General features: G+C 67.7%; 16 protein-coding genes. 9 read left to right on the top strand and 7 right to left on the bottom strand.

The features are described 5' to 3' along the window. Positions 1-210: 210 nt before the first annotated feature. Positions 211-642 (bottom strand): DoxX family protein, encoded by a 432-nt coding sequence (locus F624_RS0127985; protein ID WP_019577696.1) that lies wholly within the window; start codon positions 640-642, stop codon positions 211-213. A 325-nt stretch (positions 643-967) separates the two neighbouring features. On the opposite strand from F624_RS0127985, the gene F624_RS0127980 reads away from it, so the two are divergent. The 8 genes from F624_RS0127980 to F624_RS0127945 all read left to right on the top strand — a co-directional run bounded on the left by F624_RS0127980 (position 968) and on the right by F624_RS0127945 (position 7,872). After that, positions 968-2,752 carry a methyl-accepting chemotaxis protein gene (locus tag F624_RS0127980; protein WP_019577695.1) on the top strand — a complete coding sequence of 595 codons (1,785 nt, stop codon included), beginning with the start codon at positions 968-970 and terminating at the stop codon, positions 2,750-2,752. A gap of 163 nt (positions 2,753-2,915) precedes the next feature. Then, entirely contained in the window at positions 2,916-4,082 is a 1,167-nt protein-coding gene (locus F624_RS0127975; protein WP_019577694.1) for an amine dehydrogenase large subunit, read from the top strand. Beyond that, entirely contained in the window at positions 4,082-4,660 is a 579-nt protein-coding gene (locus F624_RS0127970; RefSeq protein ID WP_019577693.1) for a MauE/DoxX family redox-associated membrane protein, read from the top strand. The genes F624_RS0127975 and F624_RS0127970 overlap by 1 nt, the downstream gene beginning before the upstream one ends. Then, complete coding sequence (gene mauD, locus F624_RS0127965; RefSeq protein ID WP_051107557.1) at positions 4,656-5,261, top strand: methylamine dehydrogenase accessory protein MauD; 606 nt, start codon at positions 4,656-4,658, stop codon at positions 5,259-5,261. The genes F624_RS0127970 and mauD overlap by 5 nt, the downstream gene beginning before the upstream one ends. Further along, on the top strand, positions 5,258-5,806 hold the full coding sequence (locus tag F624_RS0127960) for a methylamine dehydrogenase light chain (RefSeq protein WP_019577691.1): 549 nt from the start codon (positions 5,258-5,260) through the stop codon (positions 5,804-5,806). The genes mauD and F624_RS0127960 overlap by 4 nt, the downstream gene beginning before the upstream one ends. After that, entirely contained in the window at positions 5,807-6,268 is a 462-nt protein-coding gene (locus F624_RS0127955) for a c-type cytochrome (protein WP_019577690.1), read from the top strand. Then, positions 6,249-6,734 (top strand): cytochrome c family protein, encoded by a 486-nt coding sequence (locus F624_RS0127950; RefSeq protein ID WP_019577689.1) that lies wholly within the window; start codon positions 6,249-6,251, stop codon positions 6,732-6,734. The genes F624_RS0127955 and F624_RS0127950 overlap by 20 nt, the downstream gene beginning before the upstream one ends. A 412-nt stretch (positions 6,735-7,146) precedes the next feature. Continuing rightward, entirely contained in the window at positions 7,147-7,872 is a 726-nt protein-coding gene (locus F624_RS0127945; protein WP_019577688.1) for a substrate-binding periplasmic protein, read from the top strand. Between the two features lie 263 nt (positions 7,873-8,135). Here F624_RS0127945 and F624_RS0127940 read toward each other — a convergent pair whose 3' ends face one another. The 4 genes from F624_RS0127940 to F624_RS0127925 all read right to left on the bottom strand — a co-directional run bounded on the left by F624_RS0127940 (position 8,136) and on the right by F624_RS0127925 (position 13,815). After that, on the bottom strand, positions 8,136-9,194 hold the full coding sequence (locus F624_RS0127940; protein ID WP_019577687.1) for a helix-turn-helix domain-containing protein: 1,059 nt from the start codon (positions 9,192-9,194) through the stop codon (positions 8,136-8,138). Positions 9,195-9,343: 149 nt separating this feature from the next. Then, the gene (locus tag F624_RS0127935) at positions 9,344-10,330 is read right to left on the bottom strand and encodes a Bug family tripartite tricarboxylate transporter substrate binding protein (RefSeq protein WP_019577686.1); all 987 of its coding nucleotides are present in this window, start codon (positions 10,328-10,330) and stop codon (positions 9,344-9,346) included. Positions 10,331-10,397: 67 nt separating this feature from the next. Continuing rightward, entirely contained in the window at positions 10,398-11,882 is a 1,485-nt protein-coding gene (locus F624_RS0127930; protein ID WP_019577685.1) for an amidase, read from the bottom strand. Between the two features lie 181 nt (positions 11,883-12,063). Then, positions 12,064-13,815 carry an amidohydrolase gene (locus tag F624_RS0127925; RefSeq protein ID WP_019577684.1) on the bottom strand — a complete coding sequence of 584 codons (1,752 nt, stop codon included), beginning with the start codon at positions 13,813-13,815 and terminating at the stop codon, positions 12,064-12,066. Between the two features lie 283 nt (positions 13,816-14,098). On the opposite strand from F624_RS0127925, the gene F624_RS0127920 reads away from it, so the two are divergent. Then, a complete protein-coding gene (locus F624_RS0127920) occupies positions 14,099-15,208 on the top strand; it encodes a helix-turn-helix transcriptional regulator (RefSeq protein ID WP_019577683.1) in 1,110 nt (369 codons plus the stop codon). Here F624_RS0127920 and F624_RS0127915 read toward each other — a convergent pair whose 3' ends face one another. Together F624_RS0127915 and F624_RS0127910 are read right to left on the bottom strand one after the other, a co-directional pair. Next, positions 15,209-16,159: a SphA family protein gene (locus F624_RS0127915; protein WP_245573751.1), complete on the bottom strand. Its 951-nt coding sequence runs from the start codon at positions 16,157-16,159 to the stop codon at positions 15,209-15,211. It abuts the gene before it with no gap. 149 nt (positions 16,160-16,308) lie between these two features. Beyond that, the coding region (locus tag F624_RS0127910; RefSeq protein ID WP_019577681.1) for a WD40/YVTN/BNR-like repeat-containing protein at positions 16,309-17,221 on the bottom strand (913 nt) is incomplete at its 5' end.

Raw genomic sequence — 17,221 nt, 5'->3', positions numbered from 1 at the left:
AGAGGGAAGATGCCCAGCTGGCCGGGCATGGGGACTGCCTCACTTTTGAGCACCCCAAACCAAGCCCTTTCAAATCAAGCACTTACGAGCACTTTGCAGCCGCAGGGCACGGCTTGTCCACAGCTTTATCCCAAGAATCCTGGGAGAAGTCTGGCGGCTTGACCGGGGTGGCGCCGCGCCACCCCCGGCATCCTCCAGACCCGGGGCTGCTCAGCCCCGACGGGCACGGGCGTCCAGGCTCCAGGCGCCCGCCCCTTGGGCGGCCAGCACCAGCAGCCCGCCGACCACGGCGATGTTCTTGAAGAACAGCAACTGGGTCACATAGGCCTGCTCCGGGGCCACACTCCAGAACGGGTGGAAGAAGAAGCTCGCCGCCAGGGTGAACAGCCCCAGCACCAGAGCAGCCCAGCGCGTGCCCCAGCCGGCCAGCAAGGCCAGGCTGCCCACGATCTCGACCGTCAGCGCCAGCGCAGCCCCCACGCTGGGCAGCGGCAGGCCCGCTGAACTGATGTAACCCACGGTGCCGGCAAAGCCGGTCAACTTGCCGATGCCAGCGGGCAAAAAGAGCACCGCCAGCAGCGCACGGCCGGCGAGGTTGAGAGCGTTTTGCAGCGGGGTTTGGTCAACAGTGGTGTGGGACATCGTGTTTCTCCTGAAAGGGTTTGCGTCAATGGCTGCCGGAGGTTTTTGCCCTTCAGGGCGCCAGTCACTCGGCATGGATGAACTTTATTGACGATCAGAAACAAGATAAACAATTGTTTAAATAATGATTTGTCTCTGTTCCAAAGCCAATCATCCCCAGATCGACAAATGCGAGCACCAGCCACACGGGTGCTTGGCGGTCCGCCCAGCTTCGATCAAACAACCCAATCACCACACCTGCGACCAGAGAATAGGGCCAAGTTGTCAGACAAATCCTCTTTAATGAGCAAATCAGTCTCAAATTATCAAAAAGAGAGAAAACAACATGGGATCCATTCAATTCAATCAGGTCAAAGTAGCCACCCGGCTGGCACTGGGCTTTGGCCTGCTGCTGCTCAGCCTGGTGCTGGTGGGGGCCTTGGCCCTGAACAAGTTCTCGCTGCTGACCACAGAGCTGGACACCCTGATCAACAACCGGTTGGTCAAGGTCGGCCAGTTCACCGAGTTGAAAGACAAGCTGCAATCGATAGCCCGCGTCACCCGCACGGTGGCCTTGATCGAAGACGTGAAAGATGCGCAGGCCCAGGCCGACAGGATCCCACCCTTGCGGGCACGCAGCCTGGAGTTGCTGGCACAGCTCGACAAGACGCTGGCACGACCCAATGCCATTGAGCTGCTGAAGATCGTCCAGAACAACCGCGAGGCCTACGACGCCGACATCGATGCCGCCATCAAGCTGGGCCTGACCGGCAAGCCCGAAGACGCCAAGGCCGCCACCGAGATCCTGCTGACCAAAGTGGCGCCGCGCCAGGACCTGATCTTCAAGGCCCTGGACGACTCGGTGGCCATGCAACAGGAACTGGCCCGAGCCGCAGGGGTGGATGCCACGGCGGCCGTCTCATCGGGAATTACCTGGGTGCTGGGCATCACCGGTATCGCCATCGTGCTGGGGGTTTTGCTGGCCTGGACGATTGCACGCAGCATCACCCGCGCCTTGGGTGCCGAGCCCGACGAGGTGTCGCAGGCCGTGACGCGCGTGGCCGACGGCGACCTGAGCTTCAACGTGGCACTGCGCCCTGGTGACACCCACAGCATCATGGCGGCGGTGCAGCGCATGCAGACCAGCCTGGTGCAGGTGGTGAGCACCGTGCGCCAGGGCAGCGAGGCCGTGGCCTCTGCCAGCGCCCAGATCGCCTCGGGCAACCGCGATCTGTCGGGCCGCACCGAAGAGCAGGCCAGTGCCCTCGAAGAGACCGCCGCCTCGATGGAGGAGCTGGGCTCCACCGTCACCCACAACGCTGAAAACGCACGCCAGGCCAACCAGCTGGCACAGGCCGCCGCCGGTGTAGCCAGCCAGGGCGGTGCCGTGGTGGCCGAGGTGGTGGACACCATGAAAGGCATCAACGACAGCTCGCGCAAGATCGCCGACATCATCGGTGTCATCGACGGCATCGCCTTCCAGACCAACATCCTGGCCCTGAACGCAGCCGTGGAAGCCGCCCGGGCCGGCGAACAGGGCCGCGGCTTTGCTGTGGTGGCCGGCGAGGTGCGCACCCTGGCCGGGCGCAGCGCCGAGGCCTCGAAAGAGATCCGGCGCCTGATCCAGGACAGCGTCGAGCGGGTGGAGTCCGGCTCGGCCCTGGTGGACCGGGCCGGCGCCACCATGAGCGAGGTGGTGGGCAGCATCCAGCGCGTGAGCGACATCATGGCCGAGATCTCGGCCGGCAGCGCCGAACAGGCCCAGGGCGTGAACCAGATCGGCGAGGCCGTCACCCAGATGGACCAGACCACGCAACAGAATGCGGCCCTGGTCGAGGAAATGTCGGCCGCCGCCGACAGCCTGCGCGGCCAGGCCAACGACCTGGTGCAGGCCGTGGCGGTGTTCAAGCTGGCAGCAGGCCATGCTGCGGGCCCGGCCCGTGCACCCATCGCGCCACGAGCACCATCAGCCGCAACAGCACCAAGAGCACTGGGGCAACGCCCCGCCCTGAAGCAGGTGACCGGTGCGCCCAAGGCCCCGAACGCCGGCAAACCCGCGGCCTTGGCCATGGCCCCGAAGGCCCCGACCAGCCGGCCTGCCCCGACGGACGACAGCTGGGAGAGCTTCTGAACCGAGCCAGGGCGCTGACCCGGTGGCCGAACCAGCCCCGCCGCCGGCACATTGCCCGCGCAGTCTTGCCAAAACCGGATAACCCCCCGCCGCTCACCCGACCTATCTTCTGAGCCTGCGCCAGCCCCTCGGCTGAGCCTCTGAAGAAAGGACCGGTCTGCGCATGAAACCCTCCCGTCTGGCCCGCCTGGGTGCGGGCTGTCTGGCAACCTGCTTGGCCGCAGGCGCCCTGGCGGCGGATCTGCCGAACGAACGGCAGACCATCGCCAAGTTGGACCCCGACGCCACCCACCGCGTCTATCTGGCCGACTTGACCTTGAGCCATATTGCCGACAACCGTCTGCACGTGATCGATGGCCAGCGCATGCGCTACCTCAGTGCCATGAGCACCGGCTTTGCCGGCCAGGTAGCGCTGTCGCCCGACCGGCGCGAGCTGTATGTGGCCACCACCTACTACCCCCGCCTGTACCGCGGCCAGCGCAGCGATGTGGTGGAGGTGTACGGCACCGACGACCTGGTGTTCCGGCACGAGATCGAGATACCGCCCAAGCACGCCCAGGCCATGAACATCCGCGCCACGCTGGCCCCCAGCGCCGACGGCCGCTGGCTGCTGGTGCAAAACGCCACACCGGCCAGCAGCGTGAGCGTGGTCGACCTGCAAGGGCGCAAGCTGGCCTCCGAGGTGCCCACCCCGGGCTGCTGGGGCGTGATCCCCTGGCCCGAGCAGCCCAACCGATTCTCAACCGTGTGCGGCGACGGCACCTTGGCCACCATCGAACTCGACGAAGCGGGCCAGGCCCGACCACGCAGCGCCCCGGTGGCCTTTTTTGATGCCGACACCGACCCGGTGTTCATCCACTACGAGCGCAGCGGCAACACCCTGTACTTTGTGAGCTACGGCGGCCAGATGCACCGCCTGCAGCTGCAGCCTGAGGGTGTGCAGGTGCTGCCGGTGTGGTCGCTGCTGAGCCCGGCCGAGCAAAAGGCAGGTTGGCGCCCCGGCGGCATGCAGCTGTTTGCCATCGACCCCGAGCGCCAGCGCCTGTTCGTGGGCATGCACGCCAAGGCGGTGGACGGGTCGCACAAGAACCCGGCCCAGCAGATCTGGGTGTTCGATCTGGAGCGGCAGGCCCGTGTGGCGCGCTGGCCCGGGCACAACGCGGTCTCCATGGTCTTCAGCCCGGCGGCCACGCCCCGGCTGTTTGTGCTCGATGGCGCGGGCAACCACCTGCTGGCGCTCGACCCGCGCAGCACCAGCGCCCAGCGCAGCACCACCCTGGGCCGGCTTGACGCCGTGGGCGAGACCCCGGTCTACCTGGAGGTGCAGTGATGCTCGATACCGTCAACACCGCCCTCCCCTGGCTGGACCCGGTGCTGTCGCACGCGGCAGCAGCCAGCCTGGCCCTGGTGCTGCTGTTCGGCGCGCTGGCCAAGCTGCGCGACCTCAGCGCCTTTGTGATGGCCACCGAGGCCTACGGCCTGTTGCCGCCGTTGCTGGTCAGCCCAGTGGCGCATGCGCTGGCCTTGAGCGAAGCGGCTGCCGGCCTGCTGTTGCTGCCCGTCTCCACCCGTCCGCTGGGCGCCGCCTTGGCCCTGGGCGTGCTGGGGGTGGCCAGCAGCGCCGTGGCGCTGGCCCTGCGCCAGGGGCGCAGCATCGACTGCGGCTGCGGTGGCTACGGCAGCCGCGGCAGCGGCCTCACCCTGTCGGGCGCGCTGCTGTGGCGCAACGCCGCCCTGCTGGGCTTGGGCCTGGCCGCGCTGGCGCCGCTGGCCCCCCGCCCGGTGGGCTGGGCCGATGGCCTGGCTGCCTGCGCCGCCGCCCTGTTTGCCATCGGCCTGTATGCCGTCACCAACCAACTGCTGAGCAACCAACCCCGTCTTGCCGAATTGAGGAACAACCATGATTGAAACCCTGATCATCTCCAACGTGCTGGCCTGGTGCGCCGTGATCGCCCTGGTGGTGGTGGTGCTGGCCCTGTCGCGACAGGTGGGCATCCTGTACGAACGCATCGCCCCCATGGGCGCGCTGATGATGGATTCGGGCCCCGCCGTGGGCTCGCCCGCGCCACGGCTCAGCCTGCCGCAGTTGGGCGGCGGCACCCTGGAGCTGGGCGCCCCCACAACGCACAGCACCTTGCTGTTCTTCCTGTCGCCCACCTGCCCGGTGTGCAAGAAGCTGCTGCCCATCGTCGAGCGCATCCGCCGCGACGAGGCGCCCTGGCTGCGCGTGGTGCTGGCCTCGGACGGCGAGCAACCCGAGCACGAGGTGTTCCGCCAGAAGGCTGGCCTGGCCCACTTCCCCTACGTGCTGTCGCACGAGCTGGGCATGACCCTGCGCATCGCCAAACTGCCCTACGCGGTGTTGATCGACAGCCAGGGCGTGTTGCGCGCCAAGGGCCTGGTCAACAGCCGCGAGCAGCTCGACAGCCTGTTCACCGCCAGCGACCTCAAGGTGGCTTCGGTGCAGGATTTCATTGACCAGAAGCTGCTGAACAAGGAGGCCGCATGAGCCTGCTCGACTGGTTTGATCGCCTGGCAGAGCGGCGCAGCCGCCAACTGGCCAGCCACACCTCGCGGCGCAGCGCCCTGGTGCGGGTAAGCCGGGTGCTGGTGGCCAGCGCCTTCACGCTGCCCGTGCTGCCCTTTGACCGCAGCAGCCAGGCCCTGGCCGCTGAACACAACGCCGCCAGCAAGCGCAAAGGCCCGCCCACCGAAACCGATTGCGACTACTGGCGCTACTGCGGTGTGGACGGCTTTCTGTGTTCGTGCTGCGGCGGCAGCGCCACCAGCTGCCCACCGGGCACCACGCCCTCCAAGGTGGCCTGGGTGGGCACCTGCCACAACCCGGCCGACGGCAAGGACTACCTGATCAGCTACAACGACTGCTGCGGCCGGGGCGCCTGCGGCCGCTGCCTGTGCAACACCAACATCGGCGAGCGCCCGGGCTACCGCATGGGCCTGCACAACGACATCAACTGGTGCATGGCCAACGACAGCTCGGCCTTCCACTGCACCACCTCGATCATCGTCGGCGTGGCCGAGAAGGAGAGTTGAATGCGCTGGCATCCTTTCAAACCCGCCCTGCCCGCCGCCTTGCTGGCCTGCACCCTGGGCACCGGCGCCCTGGCCGCCGACGGCCAGGCGGTCTACCAACAGGTTTGCGTGGCCTGCCACCAGGCCGGGGCGGTGGGCGCCCCCGGCCTGGCGCCGTCGCTGGTCGGCGCGGTGGCGGCACGGGCCGGGCAGCCGGCCATGCGCCAATACCTGGCGCTGGTGCTCACCCACGGGCTGCAAGGTCGCATCGTGTCGGAAGGCCAGACCTACAACAGCGTGATGCCGGCGCAGACCCAGTTGTCTGACGAAGAACTGGCCGCGGCCCTGAGCCATGTCGTGCGAGACCTGGCCGGCCAGGCCGCCGTACCGGCCTTTGCGGCCGCCGACCTGGCCCAGGCCCGGGCCAGCACCGTCAGCCCCAAGGCCTTGAGGGCGCAACGTGATGCGGCACTGGCGCCTTAGGCCCCTGCCCGGCATCACCAGCCTGGCCAGGGCCCTGCTGCTCGGGGCCTCGGCCCTGCTGGCCACCGTGCCCACACTGGCCGCGCAGCCGGTGTCGGCCGGCAGCCCCGCGCTGAACTACAAGCTGCACTGCATGGGCTGCCACCTGGACGACGGCAGCGGCATGCCGCAGCGCGGCATCCCCAGCATGAAAGGCGTGTTGGGCCATTTTTTGCGCCTGCCCGAGGGCCGCGCACTGATCGTGCAGGTGCCGGGGGTGATGAACACCCCCCTCAATGACCGCCAGGTGGCCGAACTGATGAACTGGATGCTGGGCCAATGGGCCGGCGACAGCCTGCCCCCCGGCGCCCCGCCCTACTCCGAGGCAGAGGTGCAGCGCCTGCGCGCCAGCCGGCCCAGCGATGTGGCCCGCACACGGGCTGAGGTGGTGCAACAGCTGCGGCAGATGGGGTATTCGATCGAATAAGTGCAGCGGCTTGATGCGAGTGGATCGCGCAGCAAGATCGTACGCAGCACGCTGGAGTGTTGATTCGCGTTGAGGGTTGGCCTGCTGCCCCGGGGCCGATCCAGGACATACCCCGCAGTCCTCTTGCTTCAAGGCCACCACCCAGCTCGTCTTGCAGCTCAGCCGCCGCTAGATCTATGGCAGGGGCTGATGGCATGGCCCGAATTGGTGGCAGGCTCAATCGGTCAATGCAACAGATTCGCAGAGCATTCCCGGCGCGGCATTTGAGCTAGCGCGTTGCGTTTTGTCTGTTTTGCCGGCATGCTGGGGCTGCCGTGCCTCACAGGAGAAACCGATGTGTGCAGATCACTTGTCTCCACGAAGGAAGCGCTCTTGGCTTGGGGCCTGCCTGTGGGTGGCGTGCCTTGTGCCGATGAGCCTTTCCGTGGCTTGCGCGCACACACTGGTCCTGGGTGCCGCAAACAGCATCCCCACGGCGTACGTCGAGAATGGCAAGCAATCCGGCATGCTGGTGGACGTCATCCATGAAGCGTTCCAACGAGCAGGCTATCCGATTCAAATCGCCCTCATGCCTTGGGCACGTTGCCTTGCCGAAGTCAAGGCGGGCAAGATCGATGGGATTTTTTCTGCCTATCGGACCCGCGAGCGCGAAGAGTTCTTGACCTATTCAGATGAGGTGCTGATCACCCAGGTTCAGGCACTCTTCGTCCGCAAGGACTCGACCATCAGCTTCGACGGTGACTTGAAAAAGATTTCTGAGCTGCGCATTGGCGTCATCAACGAAACGAGCTACGGCCCCCGCTTTGATGAAGAATTGCGGCAGGGAACCTTCAAGAAGGTGGACACCACGGACAGTGCGTCGTCCAACATCCGAAAACTGCTGCAAGATCGCATCGACGTCATCCCCTCCTATCGACACGTCGCGCTCGATTCAGCGCGAACGCTCGGCGTGGCCGGATCGATCAAGGAGTTGTCGCCTTCCATCGAGTCCATACCCAGCTATCTCGCTTTCAGCAACAAGAAGGACCACAGAAAGATCGCCCGAGCGTTTGACCAAGCGCTTCGGTCGATGAAGAAGGACGGCACCTACGACGCGATTTTCAACCAGTATCTTGCCGGTTCAGGCGTGCGCCAGTGAGTTGATGGCCAATCCCTCTCCAACCCAAGCCGGCTGAAATTCTCGCGGTGCATCACCTGACTTCGCGAGGCTACCGACACAAGCCTATCGTTTTGGGCGGCAATGACCGCGAAGATCTGTTGGAGATAGGGGGGCCAGACGCGTATTCCAATCCAATCTGCCAGCGGATTCAATGCAGGCAAGGGTTCACGCACCGCCGAAAAACCAACCATCGACGTTTCAACACAGCCTGCGCCCTGCCCAGACATCGTCCAATGAGCCGCTCAGTGCTGCAGTTTAGCCACAGGCTTCACCTGCCCCAGCGTGGCCGAAGGCAGTTCACCAAACAGGGCCCGGTAATCACCCGCAAAGCGTGACAAATGCCAGAAGCCCCAGCGGGCGGCCACATCACCGACACCCCCCCCACCGGCCCCCACGCCCTGGCTGGCCTGGCGCAGCAGGTCGCGCCGGGCGCGGTTGAGGCGCATGCAGCGCAGGTAGGTGATGGGGCTGACCTGCAGCAGGTCTTCAAACGCGTATTGCAGGGCGCGGCGCGAGGTGTGTGCCGCATCGCACAGGTCGGGCACGGTGATCACCGACTCGGCGTGGGCCTGCATGTACTCGCGGGCCAGGCGCACGATGCGCTGGCGCGAGCTGGCACAGGTGGGTAGATCGGCCACCACGTGCTCAGGGCGAAAGCACTGCAGCACCGCGTCGGCCAGGGCCAGGCCCAGCGTGCGCCGGGCCGCCGCCGGGCCCAGCAGGTTCGGGGCCTGCTGCCCCAGGGTCAGCGCCGAGGCGGTGAGGTGCTGCAGCTCTTGCCGGCGCGGGCCCAGCGCGCGCAGCACGCAGGTGCGCGGTACCTGCCAGGCCTCACCTGCCATTTCGGGGCCATCCACCCTGGCCGCCAGGGCCTGCAAAGCAGTCGAGGGAATGCTGATGCCGACCAGCTCCATGCGAGCGGCGGTGACCAGCTGAAAGGGCACATCCGACTGGATGCCGATGGGGGTGTCGGGGTCGATCTGGTGCCCGCAAAAGCTGGCCCGGCCCGCATCGAAATCGGCCAGGCCAACGGTGACATGGCCGCTGCGCGCGCTGCCGTCCTGCAGCACGGACTGGTTGGTGGTTTCGCGGAACACCTGCAACTGGTCAAAGCGCAAGTCTTCCAGCAGGCCTTCGAAGCGGCCCGCACTGAGCTGCTCGCAATGCTGTTGCCAGGAGCTCAGGCTGGCGGCCTGGGTTTGCGCGTCGAGGGTGTGAGCGCGCTGGTAACACGGCTCCGACCAGGGCTCGGACCAGGCTTCTGGGGGCGTGTGTACAGGGGGCAGATTGCGGGTGTCCATCGTGGCAGTATCAGAACTTCGGGGCCAGGGCGCCATCGGTTGCAACACCGATAAGGTGCAAAGGTGCACCCCGCCCGACAAAGCTCTGACAACCATGCAAGATCGGGGCCGGCCCGCACGTACACCCCCGCGTGCAGGCGAGGCGACGACTACTGCGGCTGCAAATTGATGGCCTTCGCAATGGCCCGGTACTTGTCGATGTCGGCGGCGTAGCTGGCGCGCAGGGCGGCCAATTCCATGGGCGGGGCCACGCTGCTGCCACCGGCCTCGATGGTGCGGCGCACCTCGGGCACGGCCAGGATCTCGTTGCAGATCTGGTGCAGCTTCTGCTGCAGGGGCTCGGGCGTGCTGCGCGGCACCTGCAGCCCGCTCCACAGGCCATAGACGAAGTCTTCGAAGCCCTTCACGTCTTTCATGAGCGGCAGGCTGCTCAGCTTGGTGTGCTTTTGCGAGGCCGCCAGGGCCAGGGCCTTGACGCGGCCCGACTCGATCACGTCGGGGATGTTGCCCGCCAGCGGCACAAAGGCAAAGTCGAACTGGCCCGAGATCAGATCTTGCACCAGGGGCGCCATGCCTTTGTAGGGCACATGCAGGGTCTTGAGCCGGGCCAGCTGCGTGAAGCGCTCGCCCAGCAGGTGGTACAGCGAGCCGGGCCCGATGCTGCCGTAGCTCAGTTCCTTGGCCCCGGGCTTGCGGGCCAGCTGCAGCAACTCGTCGACGCTGTTCACGCCCAGGTTGCTGCGCACCAGCAGCACCATGGTGGTGACAGCAAACTGCCCCACCGGCTGCAGGTCTTCGGGCTTGTAGCGGGCCGCGGCCATGCCCAGCGGGGTGAGCATGATCTCCATCGGCGAACCGGCCAGCAGGGTGTGGCCGTCGCCCGCCGCACTGACCACGCGCTGGGTGCCGATGGCGCCTGACGCGCCGGCCAGGTTCTCGACGATCACCGTCTCGCCCAGTCGCCTGCCCAGCTCGGGCTGCAGCTGGCGGGCCACGATGTCGGAGCCGCCGCCGGCCGGGTAGGGAACGATCAGGCTGACCACCCGGCCATCGGCCCAGGTGGCGCCGCTGGCCAGAGCGCCGGCACAGGCCAGCAGCCATTGGCGGCGCGGCAGGGAAGCATGGGCATGGTTCATGGGGAGAGGTCCTTTCGGATGAGCGTCGTGGGTAGGGAGGGGAGGCACTGAAATGGAGCGGCCGGTCTCAGACCGGGGTGCGCAAGACGGGTGGCGATTGATGGCGCCAGGGCGTGGCCTGGTACCAGCCCTCGCACAGCTGCAGCAGGGCCAACTCGGCCTGCGGTCGCGCCATGATCTGCAGCCCCTGCGGCAGGCCTGCGGCATCGAAGCCGGCCGGCACGCCTGCGGTGGGCACGCCCGCCAGCGAGGGGCCGATCACCACCTCCATCCAACGGTGGTAGGTGTCCATGGCGCGGCCGGCCACCTGGTCGGGCCAATGCCAGCGTGCATCAAAGGGGGGCAACTGGGCTGCAGGCAGCACCAGATGGTCGTAGCGCTCAAACAGCTTCATCACGGCGGCATACCACTCGCTGCGCGTGGCCATGGCCTGGGCGATGGTGGCGGCATCCAGGCCCTGGGATTGCTCGAACTCCCAGCGCGCCTCGGGCTTGAGCAGCTCGCGCGTGGCGGGGTTGCCGTACAGGCCCCCCAGGTGGCCCGCCAAAATCAGCTGGCGCAGCACACACCAGCTGCGCCACAGGCGCTCCATCGGGAAGAACGGGGCCACCTCTTCCACCGGGCAGCCGAGGGTGTCGAAATGCGACAACGCGGCCCGATTCGCCGCCAGCAGTGCGGGCTCGATGGGCAGGTACCCCCCGAAGTCACCCAGCCAGCCGACGCGGCGCCCGCGCAGATCGGCCTGCAGGGGCTGGCGATACTGCAGCGGGTCGCCCGGCAGCGACAGGGGCGCACGCGCATCGGGGCCGGCCAGGGTGGACAGCAACCAGGCCAAATCTTGCGGGTTGCGCGCCATCGGGCCTTCGGTGCCCAGTTGCTGGTAGAACACGTCGGCGGCCGGGGCCATGGGCACCCGCCCGAAACCGGGGCGCAAGCCATAGACGTTGTTCCAGGCGGCAGGGTTGCGCAGCGAGCCCATCATGTCGCTGCCATCGGCCACCGGCAAAAAATGCAGCGCCAAGGCCACCGCTGTGCCGCCGCTGCTGCCCCCCGCGCTGCGCGTGGGGTCGTAGGCGTTGCCGGTCACGCCGTGCAGCGGGTTGTAGGTGTGCGAGCCCAGGCCGAACTCGGGTGTGTTGGTCTTGCCGATCAGGATGGCACCCTCGCGCCGCAGGCGCTCTACCACCACGCTGTCGTGCGCAGTCATGTTGCCCGCCAGGGCCGGGCTGCCGAAGGTGGTGGGCAGACCGGCGGTGGCGGTCAGGTCTTTGGGCGCCTGTGGAAAGCCGTGCATCCACCCCTGCCACTGGCCCTGGTCCAGCAGCTGATCCTTGTCGCGCGCCTGGCGCAGGGCCAGCTCAGGCTCGATGCGTGAGACCACCGCATTGAAGCGGGGGTTGAGGGCGTCCAGGTGCACCAGCGTGGCCTGCATCAGCTCCAGGCACGACAGCTCACGTGAGCGGATGCGGCGCGACAGCGTGAGGGCGTCGGCAGCAAGAATATCGGGCAGTGCCACGCTCGCGGGCGCAGCAGAATCCAGGGGGGGAGTCATGGGGGGTGATCCGTTCAGCAAAAAGGCCTGGGCTGCCAGTGGCAGCGCGATGGCCCCATGCTAGGGACGAGCGCGCGCGACCGTTATCCAATTTGCGCAAAAACGAATCAGGGTTGCACCGGATGGGCACGCCCCGGTGATGTGGCCGCCCCCGACCGGCCACACGCTGCGCGGCCCGCCCTCAGGGCTGCAGCGAGAGCTCGCGCCCCTCGAAGAAGACCTGCTTCACCTGGGTCTGGTGCACCTGGGTGATCGGCACCTTGAACAGGTGGCGGTCCAGCACGATGAAGTCGGCCGACTTGCCCACGGCGATCGAGCCGGTCACCGGCCCCAGGCCCATGGCCTGGGCGCTGTTGAGGGTGTAGACCCGCAGCGCCGTGGCGAGGTCGACAGCCTGATCGGCCCCCAGTTGGCCCGGCATCTCACCCAGCGGGTTGCGGCGGGTGACCATGCCTTCGATGCCGATCCAGGGGTTGGGCGTGGGCTGGCCCGCGGGCCAATCGGAGCCACCGGCCACCAAGGCGCCGGCCTGCACCAGTTTGCGGATCGGGTTGAAGCGGTCGGCACGCTCCGGGCCGATGGCCGCGGCGGAAGCCAGGTTGAGCCCGGTGGGGAACCACAGCATGGGCGACACATCCACCACCACGTTCAGGGCCTTGAAGCGGGCCACATCCGCCTCGGCCACCAGCGAGGCATGGGCCACCTGGTGGCGCGGGCCCTTGGGGCCATTGCGGCGGCGCACCTCGGCCACGGCGTCCAGCGCCTGGCGCACCGCGCCGTCGCCCACCGCGTGCATCTTCACCGGCACGCCCCGGCGGTCCAGTTCGGTCAGCATGTCCACCAGCTGCTCGGTGGTGTAGGTACTGGGGCCATGGTAGTGCGCGCCATGCTCGGCATCGGGCAGGTAGGGCTCAATCATGTTCGAGGTGCGCGCCGGGGGCACGCCGTCGAGAAACAGCTTGGCAAAGTCAGGCGCCACATGGGGGCTGCGCAATGATTCGCGAACCTGCACCAGATCCAGGCCACTGCGGTCACCCGCCTGGGGCGAAGGCAGGAAAGGCAAGGAGCCGACATAGTGCAGGCTCAGGCCTTTTTGGGCGTCGAGCTGGCCCCACAGGCGAAGGCTGCTCTCGTAGGCAAAGGCGTCCTGGATGCCGGTGATGCCCAGCCCATTGAGGGTGCGCACCGCGCCGCGGGCCGCCTCCATCTGGCGCTCGGGTGTGCGCGGCGGGATCAGTTGCTCGATGGCGTGGAAGGCAGGGAACTCCTTCATCAGCCCGGTCAACTGGCCGTCACCGGCGTCCTTCACGTAGAAGCCACCAGGCGGCGGGGTGCTGGCCGCATCCAGCCGGGCACGGCGCAACACCTCGCTGTTCACCCAGCGGTTGTGGAAGCTGTCGTCACGCAGGATGACCGGGTGGTCGCCACTGGCCTTGTCCAGCAGGGCCAGCGCCTGGCTGCTGGACATCTGGGCCAGCAGGCCGCCGTTGAAGGCCGCGCCCACGATCCAGTCGCCCGGGCCGGCCTTGCTGGCGCAGTCGCTCACCCGGGCCAGCACCTGCTCCAGCGTGGCCGCCGGCGAGAAGTTGCAGCCGAAGCGGTCTTCCCAACCCCCGTCCAGAGGGTGGATGTGCACGTCGTTGATGCCGGGCATCACCATGGCCCCGGCCAGGTCCAGCACCCGGGTCTGGGGCCCGATGTGGCGGCGCACCTCGCGCTCGCCCAGGGCCACGTAGCGGCCGTCACGCACCGCAAAGGCATCGGTCCAGCCGGTGCGGGCCTCGACGGTATAGACCGCGGCATGGCGCACCACCAGGTCGGCGGGTGGCGTGGGGGCCGCGGCGTGGGCCAGCAACGTGGTGGCGCCGGCCAGCCAGGCGCACAAGGCGGGCCAGCGGCGGCGATGGAGGGGGTTCGCGTGGGTTCGGTTCATGGCGGTGTAGTGCAAGGGGTTGATGCCGAGCGCAGACCAGCAACCTGGCCCGCGAACTGACAGAGCCCAGGCTACCGACCGCAGCGAAACCGGTCATGTACCAATTGGTACAAGCCGACCCGAAGTCCTCGTTGCCCTCACAACACGCCGGCGAAGGCATTGGTGAATCTCTCTATGGTGGCTCGCCAAGCAAGTCGGCACAGTCGGTGCTTGCACGGTCTGAATCAAGCCCCAACACGCCCCACCAAGCATCACGCCGCACCAATTTGACGCCCTGAACGCCATGAACAACAAAGACGAGCTTTTGCTTCAGCTCTACGCCTGCGCGTCGCAACCGGCCCACTGGACCATGGCTCTGGACCAGCTGTGTGCAGAGACCGGTGCCTGCTCGGCCGTGGTGCAGACTTTCGAGCTGGGCACCGAAGGCGTGCGCCTGGGCTGGCAGGCCAGCGACTCGCGCACACAACGCCAGAGGCCGCTCGACTGCCCCCAGGTCACGGGTGAGCACAACCCGCGCCTGCAGACACACCGCTTCAAGCGCGGCCTGAACCGCGTGGTGCGCGACGATGAATTGTTTGACCGGCACGACCCGGGGCGTGTCACGCTGCAGGCCGATCTGGCCCGCATCGGCCTGGGCGAATTCATGGGGGCGCTGCAGCCCCTGGCCGACGGACGCCTGCTGGGCATCGCCCTGCACCGCCCCTGGGGCGACCCCGACACCTTTGACCGCCACAGCGAGGATCGGCTGGCCGCCCTCGCCCCCCACCTGAGCCAGGCCTGCGAGCTGGGGCAGCAACTGCTGTCGGCCCGCACCGAGATGCAACGCCAGCAGCAGCACGCCGACATGCTGCGCTGCGCCCTGATCGCCTGCGATGAGCAGGGCCAGGTGCAATGGATGAACCACAGCGCCATGCTGCTCACCGGTGCCGAGCGGGGCCTGTCGAGCCGCGGCGGCCTGCTGCGGGCCCAAAGCCCCGGCCTGTCCGCCCGCCTGCATGAAGACATCGCGGCCGCCGCACGCGATACGGCCCGCGCCGTGCACTACACCGTGATCGACAACGGGCATGGCCCCCTGCACATCGCGCTGCGTGCCAGCTCGGTGGATACGCAAGGCGCACGCTCGGTGATGCTGGCCGTCACCAGCGCGCAAGACCTGGTGAACGTGCCGCCCGACATCTGGGCCAAGCTGCTGGGCCTGACCCTGGCCGAAGCCCGGCTGGTGGCCGCCCTGGCGCAAGGCGAGACCGTGGAGCTGCACGCCACGCAGCGGGGCATTGCCTTGGGTACGGCGCGCAACCAGCTCAAGATGGCCCTGGCCAAGACCGGCACCTCGCGCCAGGCCGACCTGGTGCGCGTGGCGCTCAGCTCGGCAGCGGCCCAGGTGCTGGGCTGATCAGAAGCTCCAGCCCAGGCGGATGGCAGCGCTGGTGCCCTGGGTGCGGTTGCGCGCCTGGGTTTCGCGGTAAATGTGCATCGACACCAGGGGCAGACCCGAGCCCGGCTGGAAGTAGGTCAGCGCCGGGCCCAGGGCCAGCGCACGCGAGCGGTTGCCGTTGCTCAGGCCTGGCGCCACATCGTCGCTGATCTGCTGGTACAGGTAGCCCCCGAGGCCCGCAGTCCAGGGGCCGAAGTGCTGGCCCACGGCAAAGTCGTGCTCGTACTCGGTGCCCGAGCGGTAGTTGGTGTCTTTGTTGCGCTGGTTGAAGTTGAGCTGGAACCACGACGACACCTCGAACCCACCAGGCTGGATCCAGCTGAAGGCCCACGAGGGCGACAGCGTGGCGTGGTTGGTGCCGGCATTGATCAAGCGGTTCTTGTCGTACGAGCCGGTGGGCAACTGGGCCGCCAGCTGGAAGTTGCTGAACAGGCCGGGGTTGTGCACCCACTGCAGGATCACCGGGATCAGCTGCACATCGCCCAGGGCCTGGTTCTTGCCCGACAGGCCCACGGGGCCGACCGGGGTGGGCACGCTGAGGTTCATCGACATGTCCAGCACCGGCACCACACCGCCCCAGCCATAGCGGGCACTGCCCACCCTGTGCTCGGTCATGCGGATGTAGGCCATCGAATAGCTGTTCACCTTGAGGTTGGGCGTGGCCGCAGAGCGCTGGCCCGCGTTGTCGCGCAGATCGCTGGCCCGTGTGGCCGCGGCACGCACACCCACGGTGCCGAACTCGGTGGGCGGGGGCATCAGGCCGGCACCGAAATCGTAGACACCCGGGGGGGTGATCGGCGAACCGTTTTCAACCGCGTGGGCGGCCTGCAGGGCCAGTGTGGCCAGGCCGAAGCCCATCAGGCAGCGGGTGGACCGGGCGGGCAGTTGAGATGTCTGAAGCTTCTTCATGAGGGTGACTCGTGGGTTGATTGGGTGAGCCCCCAGCGTAAAAACACGGTGCTTGCGGCGCATGTCCCATATGGGCCACAGAGCACATCGGCGCCTCAAAAATCTGCCTCGAAGATTCACTGAAATGGCGCCCCGTTCGAGCGCCGGCATCAGGGCTTGGCAGCGTCCTGCACCAAGCCCTGCTTGGACAGCAGCACCAGCCGCCCCTGCGCGTTCACCACCGCCGCCGTCAGCCCCAGGTGATCGGGCCGCACCTCGGTCTTGAAGCTCGCCCCAGCGTCCTGGCTTTGCAGCCTCAGGCCATCCAGCCCCACACCCACGACTTGCGCCCCCCCTGCACCCGGCACTGCCAGCAGCTGCGTGATCGACGACTCGCTGTGGCTGTCGATGCGGCTCCAGCTCTTGCCTTCGTCCGTGCTGCGGTACAGCGAGCCGCGCAGCCCCGCGGCCAGCAACTCGCCCCCGGGCAGCGCCACCCCGGTCCAGAACGAGCCCTTGTAGCCCGTGCTCAGGTAGCTCCAGTGCCGCCCCTGGTCGGCCGAGCGCAGCAGCATGCCCTTCTCGGCCGTGGCGTACAGCACGCCCTGGCCCGTGGCAAACAGGCTCAGCAGGTTCAGGTCGGCCTTGCGCGCCCCCTCGGGCGGCGCGAGCGTGACCGGGTTCCAGCTTTTGCCGCCGTCCTCCGTCACCAGCACCAGCGACCACAGGCCCACCGCCACGCCGCGCTGGGCGTCCAGCATGTGCAGTGCAAACAGCGGCCGGTCTTCTCCCGTGGCGCTGCGCTGCACGGCCCAGCTCTCGCCCCCGTCTTCGGTGTGCAGGATCACGCCCCAGTGCCCTGCAGCCCAGCCCTGGCGCGCATCGGTGAACGACACGCTGGTGAGCGTGCTGTCCACCGGCACGCTCTTGGCCTGGCGCCAGGTCTGGCCGCCGTCGTCCGACAGCATCACCACCCCGTGGTCGCCCACCGCCACCAGGCGATCGCCCGCACGCGTGGCGCCCAGCAAAGAGGCTGTGCCGGCATGGGCCACGCGCACGGCGGGCACCAGGCGGGGGGCGTTG

Source organism: Curvibacter lanceolatus ATCC 14669, assembly GCF_000381265.1.
Classification (GTDB): Bacteria; Pseudomonadota; Gammaproteobacteria; order Burkholderiales; family Burkholderiaceae_C; genus Curvibacter; species Curvibacter lanceolatus.
This window is presented reverse-complemented; position numbering and strand designations above follow the sequence as displayed.

Coding starts and splice junctions, on each gene's coding strand:
- F624_RS0127985 (WP_019577696.1), bottom strand. CDS start 642: ATGTCCCACACCACTGTTGACCAAACCCCGCTGCAAAACGCTCTCAAC.
- F624_RS0127980 (WP_019577695.1), top strand. CDS start 968: ATGGGATCCATTCAATTCAATCAGGTCAAAGTAGCCACCCGGCTGGCA.
- F624_RS0127975 (WP_019577694.1), top strand. CDS start 2,916: ATGAAACCCTCCCGTCTGGCCCGCCTGGGTGCGGGCTGTCTGGCAACC.
- F624_RS0127970 (WP_019577693.1), top strand. CDS start 4,082: ATGCTCGATACCGTCAACACCGCCCTCCCCTGGCTGGACCCGGTGCTG.
- F624_RS0127960 (WP_019577691.1), top strand. CDS start 5,258: ATGAGCCTGCTCGACTGGTTTGATCGCCTGGCAGAGCGGCGCAGCCGC.
- F624_RS0127955 (WP_019577690.1), top strand. CDS start 5,807: ATGCGCTGGCATCCTTTCAAACCCGCCCTGCCCGCCGCCTTGCTGGCC.
- F624_RS0127950 (WP_019577689.1), top strand. CDS start 6,249: ATGCGGCACTGGCGCCTTAGGCCCCTGCCCGGCATCACCAGCCTGGCC.
- F624_RS0127945 (WP_019577688.1), top strand. CDS start 7,147: ATGAGCCTTTCCGTGGCTTGCGCGCACACACTGGTCCTGGGTGCCGCA.
- F624_RS0127940 (WP_019577687.1), bottom strand. CDS start 9,194: ATGGACACCCGCAATCTGCCCCCTGTACACACGCCCCCAGAAGCCTGG.
- F624_RS0127935 (WP_019577686.1), bottom strand. CDS start 10,330: ATGAACCATGCCCATGCTTCCCTGCCGCGCCGCCAATGGCTGCTGGCC.
- F624_RS0127930 (WP_019577685.1), bottom strand. CDS start 11,882: ATGACTCCCCCCCTGGATTCTGCTGCGCCCGCGAGCGTGGCACTGCCC.
- F624_RS0127925 (WP_019577684.1), bottom strand. CDS start 13,815: ATGAACCGAACCCACGCGAACCCCCTCCATCGCCGCCGCTGGCCCGCC.
- F624_RS0127920 (WP_019577683.1), top strand. CDS start 14,099: ATGAACAACAAAGACGAGCTTTTGCTTCAGCTCTACGCCTGCGCGTCG.
- F624_RS0127915 (WP_245573751.1), bottom strand. CDS start 16,159: ATGAAGAAGCTTCAGACATCTCAACTGCCCGCCCGGTCCACCCGCTGC.